The organism is Azomonas macrocytogenes, assembly GCF_014191985.1.
Lineage (GTDB): Bacteria > Pseudomonadota > Gammaproteobacteria > Pseudomonadales > Pseudomonadaceae > Azomonas > Azomonas macrocytogenes.
In genome coordinates this window covers 60,066-81,658 of sequence record NZ_JACHXI010000013.1, presented here as the reverse complement: position 1 = coordinate 81,658, position 21,593 = coordinate 60,066, and the positions used below count along the sequence as shown (strand labels likewise).

18 protein-coding genes are annotated in these 21,593 nt (G+C 58.9%); 10 read left to right on the top strand and 8 right to left on the bottom strand.

Features of this window, described 5'->3' with window-relative positions:
* Nucleotides 1-209: 209 nt before the first annotated feature.
* From FHR87_RS12785 to FHR87_RS12775, 3 genes are all read right to left on the bottom strand, one after another.
* Nucleotides 210-593 (bottom strand): hypothetical protein, encoded by a 384-nt coding sequence (locus FHR87_RS12785; protein ID WP_246336025.1) that lies wholly within the window; start codon nucleotides 591-593, stop codon nucleotides 210-212.
* 57 nt (nucleotides 594-650) lie between these two features.
* The gene (locus FHR87_RS12780) at nucleotides 651-878 is read right to left on the bottom strand and encodes a hypothetical protein (protein WP_183167115.1); all 228 of its coding nucleotides are present in this window, start codon (nucleotides 876-878) and stop codon (nucleotides 651-653) included.
* A 73-nt stretch (nucleotides 879-951) separates the two neighbouring features.
* Nucleotides 952-1,869: a LysR family transcriptional regulator gene (locus tag FHR87_RS12775; RefSeq protein WP_183167114.1), complete on the bottom strand. Its 918-nt coding sequence runs from the start codon at nucleotides 1,867-1,869 to the stop codon at nucleotides 952-954.
* Between the two features lie 419 nt (nucleotides 1,870-2,288).
* On the opposite strand from FHR87_RS12775, the gene FHR87_RS12770 reads away from it, so the two are divergent.
* From FHR87_RS12770 to xseA, 5 genes are all read left to right on the top strand, one after another.
* Nucleotides 2,289-2,669, top strand: a complete 381-nt coding sequence (locus tag FHR87_RS12770; RefSeq protein WP_183167113.1) for a pirin family protein — start codon at nucleotides 2,289-2,291, stop codon at nucleotides 2,667-2,669.
* 97 nt (nucleotides 2,670-2,766) lie between these two features.
* The gene (locus tag FHR87_RS12765; RefSeq protein ID WP_183167112.1) at nucleotides 2,767-4,779 is read left to right on the top strand and encodes an amidohydrolase; all 2,013 of its coding nucleotides are present in this window, start codon (nucleotides 2,767-2,769) and stop codon (nucleotides 4,777-4,779) included.
* 468 nt (nucleotides 4,780-5,247) lie between these two features.
* The gene (locus FHR87_RS12755; RefSeq protein ID WP_183167110.1) at nucleotides 5,248-5,847 is read left to right on the top strand and encodes a nitroreductase family protein; all 600 of its coding nucleotides are present in this window, start codon (nucleotides 5,248-5,250) and stop codon (nucleotides 5,845-5,847) included.
* Between the two features lie 287 nt (nucleotides 5,848-6,134).
* A complete protein-coding gene (locus tag FHR87_RS12750) occupies nucleotides 6,135-8,384 on the top strand; it encodes an esterase-like activity of phytase family protein (protein WP_183167109.1) in 2,250 nt (749 codons plus the stop codon).
* 59 nt (nucleotides 8,385-8,443) lie between these two features.
* Nucleotides 8,444-9,805 (top strand): exodeoxyribonuclease VII large subunit, encoded by a 1,362-nt coding sequence (xseA, locus tag FHR87_RS12745; protein WP_183167108.1) that lies wholly within the window; start codon nucleotides 8,444-8,446, stop codon nucleotides 9,803-9,805.
* Here the strand turns inward: xseA and FHR87_RS12740 are convergent.
* From FHR87_RS12740 to FHR87_RS12730, 3 genes are all read right to left on the bottom strand, one after another.
* The gene (locus FHR87_RS12740) at nucleotides 9,802-11,505 is read right to left on the bottom strand and encodes a caspase family protein (protein ID WP_183167107.1); all 1,704 of its coding nucleotides are present in this window, start codon (nucleotides 11,503-11,505) and stop codon (nucleotides 9,802-9,804) included. The genes xseA and FHR87_RS12740 overlap by 4 nt on opposite strands.
* 493 nt (nucleotides 11,506-11,998) lie before the next feature.
* Nucleotides 11,999-12,379 (bottom strand): DUF2023 family protein, encoded by a 381-nt coding sequence (locus tag FHR87_RS12735; RefSeq protein WP_183167106.1) that lies wholly within the window; start codon nucleotides 12,377-12,379, stop codon nucleotides 11,999-12,001.
* Nucleotides 12,355-12,840, bottom strand: a complete 486-nt coding sequence (locus FHR87_RS12730; protein WP_183167105.1) for a flavodoxin — start codon at nucleotides 12,838-12,840, stop codon at nucleotides 12,355-12,357. Before FHR87_RS12730 ends, FHR87_RS12735 begins: the two co-directional genes overlap by 25 nt.
* 200 nt (nucleotides 12,841-13,040) lie before the next feature.
* Between FHR87_RS12730 and FHR87_RS12725 the strand changes: the two genes are divergently transcribed.
* A complete protein-coding gene (locus FHR87_RS12725; RefSeq protein WP_183167104.1) occupies nucleotides 13,041-13,874 on the top strand; it encodes a M23 family metallopeptidase in 834 nt (277 codons plus the stop codon).
* A gap of 302 nt (nucleotides 13,875-14,176) precedes the next feature.
* Here FHR87_RS12725 and FHR87_RS12720 read toward each other — a convergent pair whose 3' ends face one another.
* The gene (locus FHR87_RS12720; protein ID WP_183167103.1) at nucleotides 14,177-14,338 is read right to left on the bottom strand and encodes a hypothetical protein; all 162 of its coding nucleotides are present in this window, start codon (nucleotides 14,336-14,338) and stop codon (nucleotides 14,177-14,179) included.
* On the opposite strand from FHR87_RS12720, the gene FHR87_RS12715 reads away from it, so the two are divergent.
* Both FHR87_RS12715 and FHR87_RS12710 read left to right on the top strand, forming a co-directional pair.
* Entirely contained in the window at nucleotides 14,337-16,943 is a 2,607-nt protein-coding gene (locus FHR87_RS12715; RefSeq protein WP_183167102.1) for an MGH1-like glycoside hydrolase domain-containing protein, read from the top strand. The genes FHR87_RS12720 and FHR87_RS12715 overlap by 2 nt on opposite strands.
* 150 nt (nucleotides 16,944-17,093) lie before the next feature.
* Nucleotides 17,094-17,264: a con-10 family general stress protein gene (locus FHR87_RS12710; RefSeq protein WP_183167101.1), complete on the top strand. Its 171-nt coding sequence runs from the start codon at nucleotides 17,094-17,096 to the stop codon at nucleotides 17,262-17,264.
* A 138-nt stretch (nucleotides 17,265-17,402) separates the two neighbouring features.
* Here FHR87_RS12710 and FHR87_RS12705 read toward each other — a convergent pair whose 3' ends face one another.
* Nucleotides 17,403-18,260, bottom strand: a complete 858-nt coding sequence (locus tag FHR87_RS12705; RefSeq protein ID WP_183167100.1) for an ATPase — start codon at nucleotides 18,258-18,260, stop codon at nucleotides 17,403-17,405.
* 460 nt (nucleotides 18,261-18,720) lie between these two features.
* On the opposite strand from FHR87_RS12705, the gene sodB reads away from it, so the two are divergent.
* Both sodB and FHR87_RS12695 read left to right on the top strand, forming a co-directional pair.
* Complete coding sequence (gene sodB / locus FHR87_RS12700; RefSeq protein WP_183167099.1) at nucleotides 18,721-19,302, top strand: superoxide dismutase [Fe]; 582 nt, start codon at nucleotides 18,721-18,723, stop codon at nucleotides 19,300-19,302.
* 198 nt (nucleotides 19,303-19,500) lie between these two features.
* A complete protein-coding gene (locus FHR87_RS12695) occupies nucleotides 19,501-21,558 on the top strand; it encodes a putative bifunctional diguanylate cyclase/phosphodiesterase (RefSeq protein ID WP_183167098.1) in 2,058 nt (685 codons plus the stop codon).
* Nucleotides 21,559-21,593: the final 35 nt, after the last annotated feature.

Sequence of the window (21,593 nt, the reverse complement as noted above, 5' to 3'; positions counted from 1 at the left end):
CAGCGCAGCGTTAAATACCTGCACCGCGTACAAGATGAAAGGGATCGGCCCACGGTCGATGGGCAGGCAGGGGCATTAACAATTCCATTTGATCGGCAGCATGAAGCGGCGCACTTTACCGTCGGCACGGTAACAGTTATTGCCGAAGCAGTGGGTGCCCGCTATCACATAGTTGGCCTGAATAACGCCTAATAGCGCAGCCGAAGCATTCAGGTCAGTATCAAACATTCCCCTCGCAGGTCGGGAGACCATGCCCCCCCTTGAGTTGGCCTGGCGTAGATGCTGGCGTAGCGGCGATCCGACTGGTCTTCGCGGAGAAAAGCCTTGGCATGCAGATTCGAGTAAGGCTTCAACCAGAGCACGACCTTGGGCAAGTCGCGTACGATGCCATCCATTCTGGCCCAGTCGCTGCTGGTGCGGTCCAGCGCATCGAAGCCGATCAAGCCAAAACACTGCTCGTTCTGGAAGGCTCCGTTGGCGTGCTGGATCAGCCTGGCGAGCGGCTCGGGATTGGCCTTGGCCCAGGCGACGGTCTCGCTCCAGGTATTTTCCGGAACAGGCTCGCCGACCATGTTCGCGAGCCAACGGGCCACGACGCCACGCCAGATATCATAGGGTGCATTGCCGCCGACCATCCTCCGCTTGCCTGATCAGCTTGCGGATGCTGTCGGTGCCGCTGCGGTGGGCTTGTACGCGGGCCTGGTCGAAATGGCGGCGATGGGCGTAGTGCTGGGGGCATTCCAGTCGGTAAAGGCGTCTGCACCCAATGCATAGCGAACGCCCGAGACATGACCCGAGCGATAGGTTTCATAGCGACCCCATAGCTCGTTGACGCGTTTCCGATCCTTCTTGTCGGGCTCACCCTTTGTGACGGGCATGCCGAAGACCATCATCAATCGCTTCAAGCCACATTCGGCAACGATGAATCGATGCAGTTACCGGCAGTCAAGATCAGCCCTTATGCGCCCATGGTTCATGAACAAAGCGCCCGGCCAGGTACTCGATAAAGGCTTGAACGCGCGCCGGCCGGTTACGGCCCGGCGGGGTCACGATGTGCAGTGCGATCGGCTCCACTTCCCAATCGTCCATCACGGTCTCCAGCGTCCCAGACTGCAAATCCTGCCAGACCAGAAACTCCGGCTGGAGCGCCAGGCCCAGCCCTGCCAACAGGGCCGGCGTCAGCGCCTCGGCATTGTTGGCATGCAGGTGGACCGGCATGGCCTGGGTGAATTCGCCGTGCTGCTTGTGCCGGAAACGCCAGCTCGTTCCGTTGCGCGCGTAGGTGTACTGCAGTGCCTTGTAGTTGATGAGATCACGGGGATGACGTGGCTTGCCGTGGCGCTCGAAATAGGCCGGCGAGCCGACCAGCAGGATGCGTACTTTGCACAAGCGGCGGGCCAGCAAGCTGGAATCGACAAGGTTGGCGATGCGCAACGCCAGGTCGAATCGCTCGGCCACCAGGTCCACCTGCTTGTCGTTGAACTGCACGTCCAGTTCCACGTCGGGATGGGCCTTCATGAAATCCGGCAGGACCGGCGCCAGACGTGCAATGCCGAACGACATCGGAGCCGAGACCCGGACCAATCCACGCAGGCTGTTGGACTGTTCCACCACTTCGGCCTCCACCGCCTTGCCATCTTCGAGGATGCGCGAGGCACGCTCCAGGGCAGCGTAGCCGCTATCGGTCAGCGATATGCGGCGCGACGTGCGGTGGAACAGCATGGTTTTCATGCGTGCTTCCAGGCGTGTGATGGCCTTGGACACAGTGGCTTGCGACAAGGAAAATTCGGCGGCGGTCCGGGCAAAGGAACCTGTCTCCGCGACTTTGGCGAAGATGGCCCAAGCTTCTAGGTCTGGTAGTTTTTTCATGGCTATTTTGGAAACAATCGAAACAGATCATTGACAGACATTTCGTCTTTTTGCCACAGGAACCCGACTAAGAACCCATCAAAAACGGATCAGCAACAGGTCGGCCTTGGCCGCGATCCACTCGCGGTTCCTGCCCAGCCGCTTTATTCGAGAGACTGGCCCATCCAGTGATATTGGCTATCTTGAATTAACCTTTCAGGCGAAATTCTGAACATCCCTCACCCGGAAATCATTGAACACCCGAAATTTGCCGGGCGGGAAGCGCGCCACCCTGGAGGGTTTACGCTTGATGACGAAAAAAGTATTTCCGAGATCCCATGAAAAACGGAAAGGATGGAATTGCGTTTCTCGCATTCTCGCAGACGATTACGAAACCTAGACTGGTGCCATCGTAATCAGATCCTCACAAGGAGTACGCCATGATCGAACGTCGCTCCTTCGACAGCCTCGGCGGAGCCTACCACGGCTGGCTCGACGCCAAGCACCGTTTTTCCTTCGCTGAATACCACGATCCGGCGCGCGTGCATTGGAGGGCACTGCCGATCCGTACCGATGCACAGGTGCTGGGCGCCGCGATCAAGGTCGGAGAAACAGTGGAATACCGCTTCGCCGACGCCAGCCGCCATAGCTACCTGGTACCGGCCAAAGGCAAGGTCGAAGTCAATGACGTGACCCTGGAGGCGGCGCGCAACCACCGTCTCCGAATCGAGGTGAACCATCAAACTCCATGCCTTGTCCTTGGGCGCCGGCTTGCTGGCCGGCATACGGCAGGCCAGACGTCCGCAGCAAAACGGACCTGAGAACAGCGTCGTGACGATTCGTGGTGCCCGGACATCGTGGTAGAGCCAGAAACTGGGTGGACGGGTGCACTCGAAACCATCATGTGAGGGCAAACCCATGACATCCCGCCGAACAGTCCTTGGCATTGCGACGACGCTGGCATCTACGCTGGCGCTGAACAGCTTGTTGGGTCGCAACACCGCCGCCGAAGCCGTCAGCAAAGGAGCATCCACCGTGTCCGATTCCACTCCCGACATCATTTTTCACAATGGCCAGATCACTACGCTGGATCGCCGCAACCCTGTCGCCAGTGCCGTGGCGATCAAGGATGGCCGCTTCCTGGCCGTAGGCGCGGCCCCGGAGATCCTGGCCCTGGCTGGCTCCGGCACCCAGCTTATTAATCTCCAGCGCAAGCGCGTGCTACCCGGCCTGTTCGACAATCACACCCACGTGGTACGCGGCGGCCTCAACTACAACCTGGAACTACGCTGGGATGGTGTGCGCTCGCTGGCCGACGCGCTGGACATGCTCAAGCGCCAGGTCGCCATCACCCCGGCACCGCAATGGGTGCGCGTGGTCGGTGGCTTCACCGAACATCAGTTCGTCGAGAAGCGCCTGCCGACCCTCGCCGAGATCAACGCCATCGCGCCCGATACGCCGGTGTTCCTGCTGCATCTGTACGACCGAGCCCTGCTCAATGGCGCCGCGCTGCGCGCCGTGGGCTACACCAGGGACACGCCCGAGCCGCCGGGCGGCCAGATCACCCGCGACGCCAACGGCAACCCCACCGGCCTGCTGCTGGCCAAGCCCAATGCAATGATTCTCTACGCCACCCTGGCCAAGGGACCGAAGCTGCCATTCGAGTATCAGGTCAACTCCACGCGCCACTTCATGCGCGAGCTCAACCGTCTGGGCGTGACCGGCGTGATCGATGCCGGTGGCGGTTTTCAGAACTACCCCGACGACTACGCGGTGATCCAGAAACTGGCCGACGACGGCCAGATCACCGTGCGTATCGCCTATAACCTGTTCACGCAGAAGCCCAAGCAGGAAAAGGAGGACTTCCTCAAATGGACGTCCTCGGTCAAGTACAAGCAGGGCAACGACTATTTCCGCCACAACGGCGCCGGCGAGATGCTGGTGTACTCGGCCGCGGACTTCGAGGATTTCCGCGTCGAACGGCCGGACATGCCATCGCAAATGGAAGGCGAGTTGGAGGAAGTGGTGCGCGTACTGGCGCAGAACAAGTGGCCCTGGCGCCTGCATGCGACCTATGACGAGACCATCACGCGCGCGCTGGACGTGTTCGAGAAGGTCAACCAGGACATTCCGCTGCAAGGCATCAACTGGTTCTTCGATCACGCCGAAACCATCTCCGACAAGTCCATCGACCGCATCGCGGCACTGGGCGGCGGTATCGCCGTGCAGCACCGCATGGCTTACCAGGGCGAGTACTTCGTCGAGCGCTACGGCGCCAGGGCGGCCGAGGCGACGCCGCCGGTCAAGCGCATCCTGGAAAAGGGTGTGAAAGTCTCGGCCGGTACCGATGCCACCCGCGTGGCCTCCTACAACCCCTGGGTGTCGCTGGCCTGGATGGTCACCGGCAAGACTCTCGGCGGCCTTAACCTATACCCGCCGCACAACCTGCTGGATCGCGAAACGGCGCTGCGCCTGTGGACCGAGAACGTCGCCTGGTTCTCCAACGAGGAAGGCCAGCGTGGACGCATCGAGCCGAGCCAGTTTGCCGATCTGATCGTGCCGAACAAGGACTACTTCACCATCCCCGAGGATGAAATCTCCTTCCTCACCTCGGATTTGACTGTAGTGGGCGGCCGTATCGTCTACGGTGCCGGCGAGTTCGCGCCGCTGGACGACAACCCGCTGCCGCCGGCGCTGCCCGACTGGTCGCCGACGCGCACCTTCAAGGGCTACGGCGCCTGGGGCGAGCCGGACGGCGCGGGGCGCAATTCGCTGGCCCCCGTGCGCCGGCAGGCCGCGGCCACCTGCGGTTGCGCCAGCGGTTGCGGCCTGCACGGGCACGACCATGCACGGGCCTGGGCTTCGAGCGTGCCGACTTCGGACCTGAAGGGCTTCTTCGGTGCGCTGGGCTGCTCCTGCTGGGCAGTCTAGGTTCGTAGCGCCACCGGTACCAAGAGCCGGCGCCATCGCGGGCTGGCTCCCCCGCCATCGCGCCCCCCGTGACTGACAAAGAGGGAACGAACCATGAACGAACGCTCCTGGGATTTGCCATCCAGCGGTTTCGCCCCCTTGCGGCAAAGGCTGTTCGCCATTCTCTGAGTAGCGACGGTCGATGCTGGAATGGTTCCAGATCAAGTCCTGGACCGAGCACCTGCGCCAGCACAAGCGTACCTCCAGGGCCGACACCGACATCCCCCTCTCTCACTGCCCAATCGCAAGCCGGGAAACCTCAAAACTGGAAAGAATACTATTCTTTTTTTCCTATTTTGATTGTTTCCAAACGGATCAAAAATAGCCACACACAAACACATGGTGCAGTAGCTGTTCCGCTGACTGCGTGACATACCACTGATACAGCGCCTGGCTTAAACCTGAGCTTTCCACATAGGAATCAACAGCATGAGCAATCCGTTCATCGACACAATAAAAATCCGCCGCAGCCAGTACGCCCTGGGGAAAGAATTGCCGCTTTCGCAGCAGAATGTCACTGAGTTGATCCAGGAAGCGATCAAGCTCTCGCCATCTGCATTCAACTCCCAAAGTTCGCGTGCCGTAATCCTGTATGGGACCCAGAGCGACAGATTTTGGGGTTTCGTGAAAGAAGAACTGCGCAAGCTCGTACCTGCCGATTCTTTTGCCACCACCTCAGACAAGATCGATAGCTTCGCTGCAGGCGCAGGTACCGTCTTGTTTTATGAAGACCAGGAAGTCGTTGACGGTTTGCAGAAACAGTTCGCTGCGTATGCCAAGAACTTCCCCATTTGGTCCGAACAGGCCAGCGGCATTGCCCAGTTTGCCGTATGGACAGCACTGGCCAATGCCGGTATCGGCGCGAGCCTTCAGCACTACAACCCACTGCCCGACGCGGCTGTTGCTGCCGAATGGAATCTACCGGCCAGTTGGACGCTGCGCGCGCAACTGCCGTTTGGCTCCAGCAAAGGCAGTTTCGGCGAGAAACCCTTTATCGACGACGCGAAGCGGTTCCGGGTCTTCGTGTAATCGCGCAGGCTAAACCTAAAGGGGTCGCCATCAAGCCTTCATGCCTTATGTATGTAGTCCCGAGCTGAAGTGCAGCATGAGGTGAATCCGATGCTGGAACGGCTGAACGCGCTGCTCGTCTCGCAGTCGTTCCTCATCACCGCACCGAGATTCTGCCGCTTGAGTGGCTGTGCAGCTTCTTGACATGTTCCGCAAAACAAGGCAAGCGCACCGTCATACCCTTGTAAGACCTTCCGTCTAGCGTTACCGGGCTCGCTCATCGAACCCTGGCAGGACTGGAGGCTTTCATGACGCCCTTGTTTCAACCCATCAAACGGCTGCCGCTCGCCTGTGCCGTGTTTTCCCTTGCCCTGCCACTGGCGGTCGCCGCGCCCGATGTGGTGACCGCGGCCCGAGCCGGCAACGGCAATTACTTCGAACGCATCGCGACCTTTGCGGTGTACCGCAACCTGGCCACGACGGAAGATCCGGCCACGCAGACGGTTGCGGAAATCACCGCGGTCAGCCGCGATGGCCAAACGCTGATCTATACCGACAGCCCTGGCAAGCGCATCGGGCTGGTGGATATCCGTGATCCGGCCAACCCGCAACCGAGCGGATTCGTAGCACTGGAGGGCGAACCCACCTCGGTGGCCGTGCATGAGAACTACGCGCTGGTGGCGGTGAATACGTCTCTGAGTTTCAGCCAGCCAAGCGGCGTTCTGGCGGTGTTCGATATCCGCGATCCAGGCCAGCCGCAGCGGGTGGCCAGCCTGCCCATGAACGGCCAGCCGGATTCCGTGGCGGTCAGCCCGACCGGCAATTATGCCGCCGTCGCCATTGAGAACGAGCGTGACGAGAAGCTGAACGACGGCCTGATCCCGCAACTGCCACCCGGCCATCTGAGCGTGGTGACGCTCAAGGGCAAGCCGGAGCGCTGGTCGGTCCAGGAGGTGCCGCTCAGCGGGCTGTCGGCCATCGCGCCGGAAGATCCGGAACCCGAGTACGTCAGCATCAATGCCCTCGACATCGCCGCAGTGACCCTGCAGGAGAACAATCATGTGGTGCTGGTGAACCTGCGCCGGGGCAAGATCATTACCGATTTCAGCGCCGGAATGGTAAACCTGACGGAAGTCGATACGCAGGAAGATGGTCGCATCCTGCCGCTGAACACGCAGGAAAACCGCCGCCGCGAACCGGATGCCATCGGCTGGGTTGGGCCACTGCTGGCGACCGCCAACGAAGGCGATTACAAGGATGCCAACGGTGTCGAAGGTGGTAGCCGGGGCTTCACCCTGTTCGACCCGCTGGGCAACGTCTGGCATGACGCGGGCAATAGCCTGGAGCACGCCATCATCCGCGCCGGCCACTACCCGGAAAGCCGTTCGGAGAACAAGGGCATCGAGCCGGAAGGTATCGCCTACGCCGAGTACGGGCGCAACAATTTCCTGTTCGTCGGCAGCGAGCGCGCCAACGTGGTCGCCGTCTATGACGTGGCCAGGCCATGGCAGCCGCGCCTGCGGCAACTGTTGCCCGCCGGCATGGGACCGGAAGGCTTGCTGGCGATTCCTTCGCGCAACCTGTTCGTGGTCAGCAGCGAGGAGGATGCGGCCGAAAAAGGCTATCGCTCTACCCTGTCGATCTATCGCCTGGGCGCCAAGGACGCGCCCTACCCGGAAATCCAGTCCACCGAAAAGGCTTTGATTCCGTGGGGGACACTGAGCGGCATGGTGGCGGATCGCAGCGCGCCGCATCGTCTCTATGCCGTGCCGGATAGCTATTACAAAGCCTCGCGCATCTTCACGGTGGACACCCGCCAGACGCCCGCCATCATCGATGGGCAGATCGAACTGCACAAGGCCGGCACGACCGTCGACTACGATCTGGAAGGCATCGCCCAGGCAGTCAATGGCGATTTCTGGCTGGCCTCCGAAGGCGACGGCAAGCAGCAGCCGAACCTGCTGATCCGCACCAATGCCCAGGGCGAAGTGCTGCATGAATATCCACTGCCCGCTGAAGTCGCCAGCCAGGCGAGCAACTATGGCTTCGAAGGCGTTGCGGTGATCGGCCAGGGCGCTCAGGAACGTGTCTATGTCGCCTTCCAGCGCGAATGGAAGAACGATCCGGCAGGATATGCGCGGATCGGAGTCTTCAATCCGACCACCGGCGAGTGGGCATTTTTCCATTATCCGCTGGATAGTACGACGCAAGGCGCCTGGGTCGGCCTGTCCGAACTCACCGCGCTCAACGACCGCGAGTTGCTGGTCATCGAGCGCGACAACCAGCAAGGTCCGGCCGCACAGATCAAGAAGCTCTATCGCCTCTCGCTGGCCAACCTGCAGTCGGTGGCCGAAGGTGGCTCTTTCCCGGTTCTGCAGAAGACCCTGGAGCGCGACCTGCTGCCGGACCTGAAGGCCACTCACGGCTGGGTGCGCGACAAGGTCGAAGGCGCGGCGGTGGATCAGACCGGCCAGCTCTTCGTAGTCACCGACAACGATGGCGTCGAAGATTCCAGCGGCGAAACCCGCTTCATGCGCCTGGGCAATATCCAGCGTTGAGCACTGCGGGGCGTACCGTCCGGTGCGCCCCTTCTGCATTTCGGCTTATCATGCCGGGCATGCCTACCGATCCCTTCCAACGTCTCGATCTCGACCGCGAGGTGCTCAGCGTCTCCCAGCTCAATAGCCGCGCCCGGTTACTGCTGGAGGATGTGTTTGCCCGCATCTGGGTCGAGGGCGAGATTTCCAATCTGGCGCGCCCGGCCTCGGGGCATGTCTATTTCACCCTCAAGGACCAGAACGCCCAAGTGCGCTGCGCGCTGTTCCGCCAGAATGCCGTGCGCGTGCGCGAAGCCTTGCGTGACGGGCTGGCGGTGCGGGTACGCGGACGGGTTTCCGTATTCGAAGCACGCGGCGATTATCAGCTGATCCTCGAAACCCTCGAACCAGCTGGTGACGGTGCACTGCGCCTGGCCTTCGAGGCCTTGAAGGAAAAGCTGGCCACCGAAGGGCTGTTCGCCGCCGCGCGCAAGCAGGCGCTGCCCGCGCATCCGCGCCGCATCGGCATTGTCACCTCGCCCAGCGGCGCGGTGATTCGCGACATCATCAGCGTATTCGGCCGCCGCGCGCCGCAAGTGGAGTTGGTGCTGGTGCCCACTGCCGTACAGGGTCGCGAGGCGACGCTGCAAATCGTCCGAGCACTGGAACTGGCCGACGCCCAGGGTTTTGATGCCTTGATCCTGGCCCGGGGTGGCGGTTCGCTGGAGGATCTGTGGTGCTTCAACGAAGAGGCTGTAGCGCGTGCCGTGGCCAACTGTGCAACGCCTATCGTCAGTGCCGTCGGCCATGAAACCGATGTATCCATCGCCGATTTCGTCGCCGACGTCCGCGCGCCGACTCCTTCTGCCGCCGCCGAACTACTGGCGCCGCACACGGGCGATCTGGTCCAGCGCCTGGAAAACCTGCAGCGCCGCCTGTTGCTGCGCATGCAGGAACGCTTGCAACGTGCAGGCATGCGCCTGGAAGGCTTGACCAAGCGCCTGCGCCATCCCGGCGAGCGACTGCAGCAACAGGCGCAGCGCGTCGACGACCTGGAACAGCGGCTGTTGCGTGCGATCCAGCAGCGGCTGCGTAACGGGCAGGAGCGACTGGCCCGGCTCGATACACGCCTGACGGCACAGCATCCGGAGCGCACCCTGAATGCGTTAAGCCAGCGCCTGGAATACCTGGGCAGCCGCTTGCCACGTGCCATGCAGGAAAATCTCAGGCGCCAGCGACAACAACTGCAGTCACTTGCCCAAACCCTGCAAGTCGTCAGCCCACTGGCCACGCTGAGCCGTGGCTACAGCATTCTGCTGGATGAAAATGGCCGGGCGATCCGCGCGGCAGACCAGACCAGGCCAGGCCAGCGGCTCAGGGCCCGACTGGGTGAAGGCGAGCTAAGCGTGCGGGTGGAATCCGATGTTCATGGCCGGCTTTAGTGAAGCAGCGTGACGCTTGCGGAATCACTGCTACTGCGATCCTTATCCTTTTCAAGGATCATGATAATGCGCTTGTTGCTCACACCTTGAGCGACCAGTGCTGCACGCAGGCGAAGTGCCCGAAGATAGGCGGTCTGGCGGGCCTTGCGCGGGTCCTTGTCGGCAACCGGCCCCACCTTGATGAGTGCCGTGGCTGAATCCAGCTGCATGGCATTCCATGGGCGGATGGAATGAACCTGAAGCTCGTTCAGGGTTTCATCGCCAACGAGTTCAAGGACTGACGTTGTCTCAGGCTTTTGCAGCGGCTGTTCGTTGACGCTGCCAACATACCCCACAGTGCCGTTTTCCAGGACGATCTTTGCCCATCCCGGTCGAACCGAGCCATCCAGTACCCGGACTTCATCCCCCTGCCACAGACTTGCAATCACTTTGGGGGTATTGGCATACGGCCGCTCCCGGACAAAGACGTCGTGCCCGGCAAAAGCGACATTGCTGAGCGTGTTCACCAGCCCTGGCGTTTGCAAGGCTCCGAACAGAATACCCACGTTGAGTGGTTCGGCCTGGTCGGTTTGTGCGAATACCGAGGGAGCGTTACTGCGCTTCAGACTCGCCATTCGCGACCGCGCCGCGCTGGAAAAATGGCTGGCGGGATAAAGGCTGACGAACTCACGCAGCCCGAAGAATTGTTGGTCAGTTGGTGAATCGGCAACCGTTCTTGTCCAGCTTTCAAGCTCGTCCTGCTCGACCCTGGCGCTACGGTGCAGGCGCATTTCACCGATGCTGGAAGCATTGACGAAAGGTTTCTGTCTACCGCCCGTAAGGGAAGAGACATCGCCTGCGGTAAGCGTGAGAATAGTTTGAATAGGCCTGTTCAGCGTTGCCAGATGGCTGACGAAACGGCGTGTGAAGATACTTCCCTGGTCGGGCGAATCGTCGCGAAACAGGCTATACGACGCTTTGCCTGGCTCAGCAGCGTATGCGACAAGGAAGCCTTGCGGAGTCGTCATGCGGCTTAATCCGGCAGCGGCGGAATGGTCGGGCCGGGCCTGCCCGGGACGATCTGCAGCAGACGCATCCAGGATGTCGCTGTCTGCGTCGTAGCTTGCGAACGGGTCGACATGACAGGCATCCAGGATGATGGCAGTCATGGCTGCTCCGGTATTCTGGATCCGCTCGATCAGGTAAGGGACGCTGATGTAGGCAGTTCCTTCCTGGCCTGCCTCGGCGGGCTGTGCATCTGCCGCCAGCAGATAGTTCACGCCCTGACTCTCCAAGCCGTGCCCGCTGAAGAAAACGAAAGCGCTCTCGCCGGTGTTCAGCGATTTGGTGAAATCCTCGATGGCCTTGAGCAGTCCTGCCCGAGTCATTTGCTCTGGAGACACTCTCGTTATAACGAAATTTGGATCAAGGTTCTGCAAAGCGGTCACGACCAATTCTTCGTCGAATGCGGGCGTTGGGAGTTTCGCAGCATATTGATATTCATGGATTCCGATAACCAAGGCACGCTTGACCGGCTGAGTCTGGACTTGAGCCCAGGGTGGCAGGGTGGACAGTGCCGGAATGGGCGGGACGGTGAGCGTCTCCGCCTGGGCAGAGCTCGACACAATCGCGATAAGCGCAGCCACGCCAATAGCGACAGCCTGCGCAACGGTTCCATGCCCAATCCTGGTTATTTTTTTTCCTAACGTGAGCTCTGCCATGAGCCCTCCGGGACAGCCTGTCTCTGACTGGTAGCTGCTAGCTCAACCATAGATATTGAGGAAATTCCGAGAGTTAAGTTGGATTCTTCATTATCACAAGAAATCCGCTGCCATTGACGACACGGCTTGCAGCAATTCCCTTGCTTGTGAAAGAGACTTGTTCGGAGTTTCCTTAGTTCGGTATTGACCGACTGGCTAGCTTTTGATCGATCAAGGTCGCCCGCAGACCCGGGGCCCATACCAAATTGGAAATCTGGCTGCCTCTCGCAAGCCTGCCAGAACAGAAGCAATGAAGCTTCAACAGAAGCAATGAAGCTTCTTGGGTGGCTAACAGACAGCTCATTGCAGCCAGCTGCCTGGCCTACCGGCGCGACCAGGCGAGTTCTCTCTCGCCTGGGGTTATCGGTGTAGTACTACTGCAGCAATCCTGCTCTCACCGTCATCCTTGGTCACATCATTCCCTGGTGCGGGTGATATCGCGAGCGCCGTCCCGTCAGTGAATGACCATCCGCTCCTGGCTCTGCCGGCCAGTGCGAGTCAAAAAGCGCAGGCATTGCTGCTGGATGTCGTAGCCGAGCAACGTGCCGAGAATGAAATCCTCTTCCGAGGTCAACTCGTACAACGGCTTGTTGACAATGGCGCGCACCACTTCGACACAGGAGGTACGACCGAAATACAGATTTACCTTGGTCGGGCAGATTTCCTGGATATGGCAGTCGATCGATTCCCGTTCCAGGCGCTTTTTCATACCCTGCGCCTCGTTCGGCGACATGGTGAGCATGAACAACTGGCGTACACCCTTGCGGTATTCGTAGAGATACTGGCCAAAGCAGGCGACTGCCGGCGGCTTTACTTGATAAGTTGATTGAGCCATGCGTTGATCCGTGCGTTGGTTGCGGAGAACTGGTTATCTTCATCCGAGGCCAGGTCGGCGAAGCGGCCGTTACGTACAACAGTTGGTTCGGAAAAATCGTAGCCTTCGGTATCGGTAAAACCGACCACGCTGGCCCCCTTCTCTGCCACGATTTCGTAGAGCGCACCAAGCGCATCGAGGAAGTTGGCCGAACAATTGTGCCGCCCACAGGAACCAAACAGGGCGACCGTCTTGCCATCGAGTTCAGTATCTTCCAGGACTTCCAGGCATTGTTTCCAATCGCTTTGCCGGGCGCCGTCATCATGAGCTGGGCAACCGAGGATCAGCAGCGGACACCGCTGCAAATCCGCACGCCGGGCCTGCTTGATATCCAGCAGCCGGGCGTCGATCTGACTGGCGATCCGCTTCGCAATTTTTCTGGTGCATCCGCCATCGGACCCATAGACGATGGTTACGCTCATGGTGTGTATCGCTCCAGATCGATTGGATTTCTCCTGCACTCGAGGGTTGTCCTCGAGTCTTGCCGCAGCGCTTAGGGAAATCACTCTACCATATTGAGAATCAATTTCAATTGAGAAATAAACACAGTCATCTCGTGACTCCTGATATGACCGAAAGCGTTGCTATAGTGCCCGGCGTGTTTTCCCATCTCGGAGTTTCCATGCACCGCCTCATCCTGTTGCTACTGCTCGCCCTTGCCCTGCCTGCACAAGCCGAGGGGTTTATCACTCGCCTGCTGAACAAGCCGGTACCGGGCGGCGTCGCGGTACTCGATCTGGGGATGCAAGGACCGGCACCCAGGGTGCGGTATCGAGACAAACCAGTGCTGGTGGTCAAGGAAGACGGCAAGCGCTGGATCGCCATCGTCGGCATTCCCTTGACGGTAGAGCCGGGTGTGCAAACGGTGACCGTCGAACGTAATGGCGCGCCACGCACGCAGGATTTCCAGATTTCATCGAGGAAGTATCGCGAGCAGCGCATCACCCTGAAGAATCAGCGCCAGGTCGACCCCAATCCCGAGGATCTCAAGCGCATCGAGCGTGAACTGGACGAGCAGACTGCAGCCTATCGCCAGTTCAGCGAGAGCCAGCCGAGCAATCTGCTGTTCGATAAACCGGTGAACGGCCCGCTTTCCAGTCCCTTCGGCCTGCGTCGCTTCTTCAATGGCCAGGAGCGCAATCCGCATTCGGGTCTGGATTTTGCCGTGCCGGCCGGAACCGTTGTCAAGGCGCCAGCGGATGGCCGTGTGATGCTGACCGGTAATTATTTCTTCAACGGCAACACGATATTTATCGACCACGGCCAAGGGTTGGTCAGCATGTTCTGTCATTTGTCGAAAATCGAGGTAAAGGTCGGCGACGCCATCCTGCGCGGCGATGCACTTGGCCGGGTCGGCTCCACCGGTCGCGCCACCGGCTCGCACCTGCACTGGAATATCAGCCTCAATGATGTACGAATCGATCCGTCGATCTTTATCGGCCAGTACAAGCGCTAGAAAATCACCACTGAATGCCGCTTTTGACGATTCTTGTGCACCAGAAGAGGCTTGAGCGGCCCTCCCCCAAAGAGTCGACGAACAAGCACTGATAGAAACGCCAACCCAAGCCACTCGCAAGGCTCAACGACGACCCAGGTTCGTCAATATCTCCGCTGCAGTGACCCTTTTTCTATCTTTATCAATACCAACATCATTTGCTGGTCTAGGGTTAAACAGCCACAGGAAATAACGCGTAATCAGCAAGGAGGCGAACAAGTTGCTTATTAATAATTCCAATAATAGGAAGCTCGCATGTTTCGTCACACGTTTTCAGGAAAGTTCGTCACGGGCCAGATTTTCAGGGTCAGGAAAAAACCGAATCCAGCCCCTGCCCAGTTGCTACTGTCTCCCCCACCGAATCGCAGGAACCTGTTCGGGATCTCCTGGAGCGATACCGTTATCACCATTGCGGCTTTATCCATGATATCGCTTCCTGACAGCATCCACGCGGCCGATTCCCAGGCCACTCGCAGCGTAGCGCAGGAAACCCCCAACTCGGTGACCTACCCGCCCTATCCACTCGAGCCCAATGGTCGAGATGAAACGGTCAGCGTTTCGGTGGAGAACCAGCAAGCGCAGCAGCGCACCTATACGTTCAACACGACCATGAAGTTGCGCGACGATGTCCAGCAACAACGAGTTTTCACCGAAGACACCGCACAACCGCTGCTGCGCAGCGGCAGCCTGTTCTTCGACGGCCTGTTTGCCATGGCCCTGGACGACTTGAAACTGCTGAGTGTCAGCGAGATTCGTGACGACAACTACAACGGTGGCGACCCCATTGCCTGTCACTGCCTACAGACAGGCGAAAAATGGACATATGTTTGGACGCGCGATCTCTCCTACGCAGCCCAGCTCGGCCTGGCCTCGCTTAATCCGGCACGCGTCGCCAATTCCCTGCTCTTCAAGACCAACGGCATGCGTGAAGGGGTCCAGCCACCTGCAGGCCTCCCCAGCAGCGCCCTGCAGATCATCCAGGATACTGGCTCCGGCGGCAGCTGGCCGGTAAGCACGGACCGTGTGACCTGGGCACTGGCGGCCGAAAGCACCCTCGACAACCTGTCCGGCGAGACCTACGACACATTCTCGGATTACGCCTACGCGGCCTTGCGCGGTACCGTCGAAGCCGATCGCCAAGCGGCATTCGATCCAATCCTTGGCCTATATGGCGGCGAACAATCCTATCTCGATTGGCGCACGCAAACCTACGCAGGCTGGATCGTCGACAACCTGAGTCATATGGCCGAGTCCAAGGCCCTGTCGACCAATGTCGTTCATTACCAGGCGCTGCGTCTGACCGCACGCCTGGCTCGTGAGCATGGCGAGGTACAGTTGGTGCGTCGTTACACGGAGTGGGGGGATGCCTTGAAGGAACGGATCAACCGGCACTTCTGGATCAAGGAGGCTGGCCTGTACGCGAGCCTGACGAGCGCCGCCGGCGATCAGGCACCCGTGGAAAAATTCGACATGCTCGGCTCGGCCCTGGCTATCCTGAGCGGGATCGCACCACCGCGCCGAGCTGCGGAAGTTTTGGCCAACTATCCACATGGCCAGTTGGGGGTTCCGGTGTATTACCCGCAGCAACCGGACATACCGGTTTATCACAACCGTGCGTTATGGCCTTTTGTTACGGCTTATGAGCTACAGGCGGCTGCCAGAGTCCGTAACCCAGCGGTTGCGGACAATGCGATCCAATCCCTTGTGCGGGGCGCGGCCTTGAATCTATCCAACATGGAAAACCTGGAGTGGCTGACCGGCAAGCCTTTCCATGACGATGGCCCAGTGATCAATTCCCGACGCCAGCTATGGTCCGTTGCGGGCTATCTGAACATGGCCATCGGAACGCTATTCGGTTACCAGGTCAACCAGTCTGGAATCACGATCGAGCCATTCCTGACTGCCAAAGCGCGACACTTGTTCGGCAATTCGCCTCGCGCACGGCTTTCCGGGCTTCACTACAAGGAGCATGCCCTCGATGTAGTACTGAATCTGCCGGAAGCGACATCCGGGACCGGCTACTACCTGCCCAAGGAAGTACGCCTGAACGGATCGCCCGTTACCGGCAGCATTAAGGAAGACCAGTTGAATAACGCAGCGAACGTTATCGAAGTCGATTTCGGAGCCCTGCATGCTGGCGATACGCGCATCACCATGGTACCAATGGTCGATCCGGACGATCATCGGGACCCACGTGTCTTTGCGCCTGTCGAACCGAAGATCACCTCCATCGTGCAAGAAAGCGGCAAGTACCGGATCAACTTTACAGATAGTGGTAATGCCGATGTTTCCGGTGACACGGTGTTTTATCGCATTTTCCGGGACGGCGAACTGGTCGCCGACCGACTGACTCAGACGAGTTGGAGCGACCGCCGGAAAGCACCTGCCGAATCCCGTACCTGCTACGCGGTACAGGCGATCTTTAGCGGTAGTGGCCACCACTCGCATCATTCAGCACCGTTCTGCGCCGAGGAGACAGCGGTCCAGGCCATTCCCGTGACCGATGCCCGCGTACTCAGCAATCTTGCAGTAACGCCGCCCTCCGATGGCATCGCCGAACCCACCCTGCGTGACTGGGGTGCACCCACCGATACACTGGAAGTCCGCGATATCGCGATCACCAAACCCGGCCGCTATGCCATCGAACTGGTCTACAACAATCATCAGCATGACATCAGTAGCGGGGTCACCAACGCCGTGAAGCAGATCGACGTGCTGGCTGGCCGCAACCAGGCAGTAGCGCGTGGCATCGTGCAGATGCCGAATGTCGATCCTCGTAATGGTGAGCATCCTTTGAGGAGATCCACGGAAATGGTCGTCCAACTGAAAGCCGGCACCTACCGCTTCGTATTCAGCGATTACTTCAATATGAGCTACCTGAAGTCGAATACCCTTTATTCCGGTAGTGGCGGAACAGGCGGTCCTGTCAACCGGGCCAGTATCGCCCAGGTGAGGATCGTGCAGCTCGGGCATTCTCCAGGCGCAGGTAGCCTGCAACCAGCAGCAACCGGAGATTCGGCTCTTGAATAAGAACAGGCGGGAAAACCACTCGTCGTTGTTTGCAAATATCCCTGAACTCGCCCACAAAGCGGTCCTCTGAAAATACGCAGGCTATGAGAATTCGTTCGTAGCACCCTCGTCTCTACCATCGAGATTCGCAAGCGAAAGAGGAGAAAAAACATGGCAAATAACAACCCAGGCAACTTCGCCAATGATCGAGAGAAAGCCTCCGAAGCGGGCCGTAAAGGCGGCCACAACAGCGGTGGCAACTTCGCCAACGATCGCGAAAAGGCTTCCGAAGCCGGCCGTAAAGGCGGCCAGACCAGCCATAAAGGTGGCCGCAGCAGCTAATTCGGTATAGTTGTCTGTAGAAAAGCGGGGGCTATATGCCTCCGCTTTTTTATGCCCGGCGCTCTGACGAGCGATGTCGCGTCATAGCCGGACTATGGCCAGGAGTGACCACCCAGTATCCGAGCCTCGGGCACCCAATCATCGGCTATCGATCTGCGATTGAAGATTGGCAATCTGATTCTGAACGGCCGTGATTGCTCGTTTCGTCTGGCTACGGAATGCATCGAACTCCGCCGTATTGCCTCGCGGAGCGATTCGACTGTCGAGTTTATCGAGCTGGCTGCGTACTATCAGTAAATCCTGCTCCAGCCGGACTATGTCCTTGCTTGGGTCATTCTGCTTGAGTGATTCGACCTGTTTGCCGAGGCTCGCCTGTTGAGTCTTCTGCTCGACCAGGGCAGCTTCGAATCTGGCCTGCTCTGCGGCGACGACGTCACTGCGCTCGACCAGCTTCGCTGAGGCTTCCTGCTGCCCTTGCAGGTCGCCGGCCAGTTGCGCCAGCAGGCCGTTCTGCTCATCGAAACGCCTGGCCTGGCCATTCTGACGGTCTTCCAAAGCCTGTTGCTGGCTTTCGGATAATTGTTGCTGCCGCCCCAGGTCGACGACTTGCCGCTCGAGCTGCTTCAAAAGCAGCTTTATCGCTTCGCTATCGGTGGTGACAGTGGATTCGCTGGCCACCAACTGGCCGGAAATATCCTGCAGGCGACCGGCGGCATCCTCACTGATGCGTGCAAAGCTTTCCTGGGTCGCAATCAACTGGCGCTCCAGCAAATCGATCTGCGTGTAACTCCACCAGCCAAGCAAACCGAGCCCAGCACCCAAGGCCAGAACCAGCAGCCATAACAACCCGGTACCGAAGCCGCGCTCAGTGCGCTCGACCGATTCTCGAAGAGCGTGGGCAGAGATGCCGTCCGACCTAGCCGGTAGGCTAGGTTCGTCGCGCTCGACGGTCAGGCTCGGGACATCTTCCGGATCATCGTGAGAATCGTTGCGCATGGCATGCCCTCGGCGCTGGAGGAAAGTTTCGAGTATACCGGGGAGGAAGACCACCAAGCAGCCTGGCAGGATCTGCCCCGAATTTTTACCGGCACAACACTTCGCAGCAAATCCGGGAACGGGCCAGCCAGCGCATGGTCCACAGAAACTGTAACTCTGGCATGAAGACCGGGAGTAACCCAGGTCTGGACTCATCGTACAGGGCAGTTCGTAGTTTTGCTGCAGGCCCGGTGCTATGATCCAGAAGCTGCGAATCTGGGGCCGAACAACCCCAGCCGCCTATTCCGGCCGACCGTGACGGCCAAAACCGCGCAGATATCGAGCGCGAATCCTAGGAGGCAAACCGAATGGTTTCGGGTAGTGTTTGCTCGGTCCGTTCCGCATATCGGAGTCATTCCAACGATGCGCATTGCCTTCGCTCAAGCCAATCGAATCGATTTTCGTCAGTAGGAGAATAACCATGGCTTTCGAACTACCACCGCTGCCTTACGAAAAAAACGCCCTTGAACCCGAGATCTCTTCCGAGACCCTCGATTACCACTATGGCAAGCATCACCAGACCTATGTCACCAACCTGAACAACCTGGTTCCAGGCACCGAATTCGAAGGCAAGGATCTGGAAACCATCATCAAGACAGCCTCTGGCGGCCTGTTCAACAACGCTGCCCAGGTCTGGAACCACACTTTCTTCTGGAACAGCCTGAAGCCCAATGGCGGTGGCCAGCCCAGCGGGGCGCTGGCCGATGCCATCAATGCTTCCTTTGGCTCTTTCGACAAGTTCAAGGAAGAATTCACCAAGGTCGCCATCGGCACCTTCGGTTCCGGCTGGGCCTGGCTGGTCAAGAAGCCCGATGGCAAGCTTGCCCTGACCAGCACCTCCAACGCCGGCACCCCCTTGACTACCGAAGACAAGCCGCTACTCACCCTCGATGTCTGGGAGCATGCTTACTACATCGACTACCGCAATGCCCGCCCGAAATTCATCGAGGCATTCTGGAATCTGGTGAACTGGGACTTCGCCGCGAAGAATTTCGCCGGCTGAAATCCTGCTTTTCGCCGGGCGGCTTTCGAGCCGTCCATCGATCGATGCCCATGTCTTATGACGTGGGCATTTTTATTATCACTGGTTTTTTTTGCGGGATTTCACAGAACCAAAGCTTGACCATACGAGAGCAAGGAAATATCTACCTTTTTACTATAGATAGCTGCGTATAGGGCTTTGATCAAGGATTACCCGGCAATGAAGGAAGCATTGCGAAAACGCTTATCGCTAAAGCTGTTGCGCTTTGTGCTGTTGACAGCATTGGCCGTCGGTCTTGTACTCAGCATCACCCAGACCACTTTCAACGCCTACCAGACCTGGACGCGCATCGAAACTGAAGCGCAGCAAATCCTGCACACTACTCGCACCCTGGCCACCCATGCCCTGGATAGCCAGGATCAGGAACTAAGCGTTCGAATCATGAGCGTGCTGATTCAGCACGAAGCGGTCCAGCAAGCAACCCTGACCACTCCTGACAGGCCGCTATTGGCACACCGGGAACGTCCGCTGATAAACCTGCCGCCCCGTTGGCTGACCGATGCTCTTTTTGGCCAAACCCGTGAATTCTCTATTGAGCTGGCGGGAGATCCCCCCCGGAACGAGTATTACGGCAGCCTGAGCATTCAGTTGGATACCGCTTTGTACGGTGCGGAATTCCTCGATGACTCCAGCATAATTTTTATCCTGGATATTACGAATGCCCTGATTCTGGCGCTCGTGCTTTATCTCATCTATCAATGGCTGCTCACCCGGCCATTGACGAATCGGATTCACTACCTGGCCCGTATCAACCCGGAGCATTCCTGCGAACATAAGCTGCCGCAGATAAAGGGCCATGAGCAGAATGAACTGGGGCTGTGGGTCAAGACTGCCAACGGACTGCTCGCCGCTATCGAACACAACAAGAACCTGCGCATGGAGGCCGAAACCACGCTACAGCGCATGGCCCAATACGACATGCTGACCGGCCTGCCGAACCGTCAGCAGTTACAGAACCAGCTCGAACTCCTCATGAGCGGCATCAAGCACATACAGCAGTGCATCGCCGTGCTTTGTATCGGCCTGGACGATTTCAAGGGAATCAACGAGCGTTTCGGTTACCAGCTCGGTGATCAATTACTGGTAGCCTTGGCCGAGCGCCTGCGCGGCCTGGACGCGTCCCATGGCACTCTGGCGCGACTGAGTGGCGACGCATTCGCCTTGATCCAGACGAACATGCAACACCCCTACGAAACAGCCGAACTGGCCGATCGCATTCTCCAGAACCTGGAGGCTCCGTTCCTGCTTGACGGGCATTCCGTACGCTTACGCGGCACTATCGGCATTACCCTGTACCCAGAAGACGGCGATCATGCCGAAAAGCTCTTGCAGAAGGCCGAACAGACCATGACCCTGGCCAAGCAGCGCTCACGCAACCGCTACCAATTCTACGTGGCCAGCCTTGACTGCAAGATCCGCCAGCGCCGCGAGTTGCAGGAGAATTTGCGTGAAGCGCTGGAGCAGCACGAATTTCATCTGCTCTACCAGCCGCTGATCGACCTGCAGCGGCAACGGATCTTCGGTGCTGAAGCCTTGCTGCGCTGGCAGCACCCGCAGCATGGATATATCTCACCGATGCTGTTCATCCCTCTGGCGGAAGAAAGCGGCAGCATCGTCGAAATCGGCAAATGGGTGATGGAGCAGGCCTGTAGCCAGTTGCATCAGTGGCATGAGCGGGGATTCGGGAATTTTCGCATGGGGATCAACCTTTCCACCGTGCAGCTCTACCATGACAGCACGCCGGTGCTGATCGAAAGCCTGATGCGGCGCTATGAACTGCCGCCGGAAAGCATCGAGGTGGAAGTCACCGAAACCGTCCTGATGGAAGACATCGACAGTGCGGCGAAAATCCTTCATAAGCTGCGCGAAAGTGGCGCACTGATCGCTATCGACGACTTCGGCACCGGCTATTCATCGCTTAGCTACCTGAAAAGCCTGCCGGTGGACAAGATCAAGATCGATGCAAGCTTCGTCCGCGATCTGGCGGAAGACGAGGATAACGCCAGTATCGTCCGGGCCATTATCCAGCTTGGCACCAGCTTGGGCATGCGGGTTATTGCCGAAGGCGTGGAATGCATCGAGCAAGAACGTTATCTCATCCAGCAAGGTTGCCACGAAGCCCAGGGTTACTACTACAGCAAGCCGTTGTCTGCCGAAGCGATGACCAAACTGATACGACGGAGCCGCTATCCCGACGCTGCCACCACCAAAGGCTGACCGCGCACCGATAGGCAGCCTTGCAAATCAGAGGC

Bases quoted from the DNA above. Each gene is read 5' to 3' on its own strand.
- FHR87_RS12780 (WP_183167115.1), bottom strand. From the start codon at position 878: ATGCCCGTCACAAAGGGTGAGCCCGACAAGAAGGATCGGAAACGCGTC.
- FHR87_RS12775 (WP_183167114.1), bottom strand. From the start codon at position 1,869: ATGAAAAAACTACCAGACCTAGAAGCTTGGGCCATCTTCGCCAAAGTC.
- FHR87_RS12770 (WP_183167113.1), top strand. From the start codon at position 2,289: ATGATCGAACGTCGCTCCTTCGACAGCCTCGGCGGAGCCTACCACGGC.
- FHR87_RS12765 (WP_183167112.1), top strand. From the start codon at position 2,767: ATGACATCCCGCCGAACAGTCCTTGGCATTGCGACGACGCTGGCATCT.
- FHR87_RS12755 (WP_183167110.1), top strand. From the start codon at position 5,248: ATGAGCAATCCGTTCATCGACACAATAAAAATCCGCCGCAGCCAGTAC.
- FHR87_RS12750 (WP_183167109.1), top strand. From the start codon at position 6,135: ATGACGCCCTTGTTTCAACCCATCAAACGGCTGCCGCTCGCCTGTGCC.
- xseA (WP_183167108.1), top strand. From the start codon at position 8,444: ATGCCTACCGATCCCTTCCAACGTCTCGATCTCGACCGCGAGGTGCTC.
- FHR87_RS12740 (WP_183167107.1), bottom strand. From the start codon at position 11,505: ATGGCAGAGCTCACGTTAGGAAAAAAAATAACCAGGATTGGGCATGGA.
- FHR87_RS12735 (WP_183167106.1), bottom strand. From the start codon at position 12,379: ATGGCTCAATCAACTTATCAAGTAAAGCCGCCGGCAGTCGCCTGCTTT.
- FHR87_RS12730 (WP_183167105.1), bottom strand. From the start codon at position 12,840: ATGAGCGTAACCATCGTCTATGGGTCCGATGGCGGATGCACCAGAAAA.
- FHR87_RS12725 (WP_183167104.1), top strand. From the start codon at position 13,041: ATGCACCGCCTCATCCTGTTGCTACTGCTCGCCCTTGCCCTGCCTGCA.
- FHR87_RS12715 (WP_183167102.1), top strand. From the start codon at position 14,337: ATGATATCGCTTCCTGACAGCATCCACGCGGCCGATTCCCAGGCCACT.
- FHR87_RS12720 (WP_183167103.1), bottom strand. From the start codon at position 14,338: ATGGATAAAGCCGCAATGGTGATAACGGTATCGCTCCAGGAGATCCCG.
- FHR87_RS12710 (WP_183167101.1), top strand. From the start codon at position 17,094: ATGGCAAATAACAACCCAGGCAACTTCGCCAATGATCGAGAGAAAGCC.
- FHR87_RS12705 (WP_183167100.1), bottom strand. From the start codon at position 18,260: ATGCGCAACGATTCTCACGATGATCCGGAAGATGTCCCGAGCCTGACC.
- sodB (WP_183167099.1), top strand. From the start codon at position 18,721: ATGGCTTTCGAACTACCACCGCTGCCTTACGAAAAAAACGCCCTTGAA.
- FHR87_RS12695 (WP_183167098.1), top strand. From the start codon at position 19,501: ATGAAGGAAGCATTGCGAAAACGCTTATCGCTAAAGCTGTTGCGCTTT.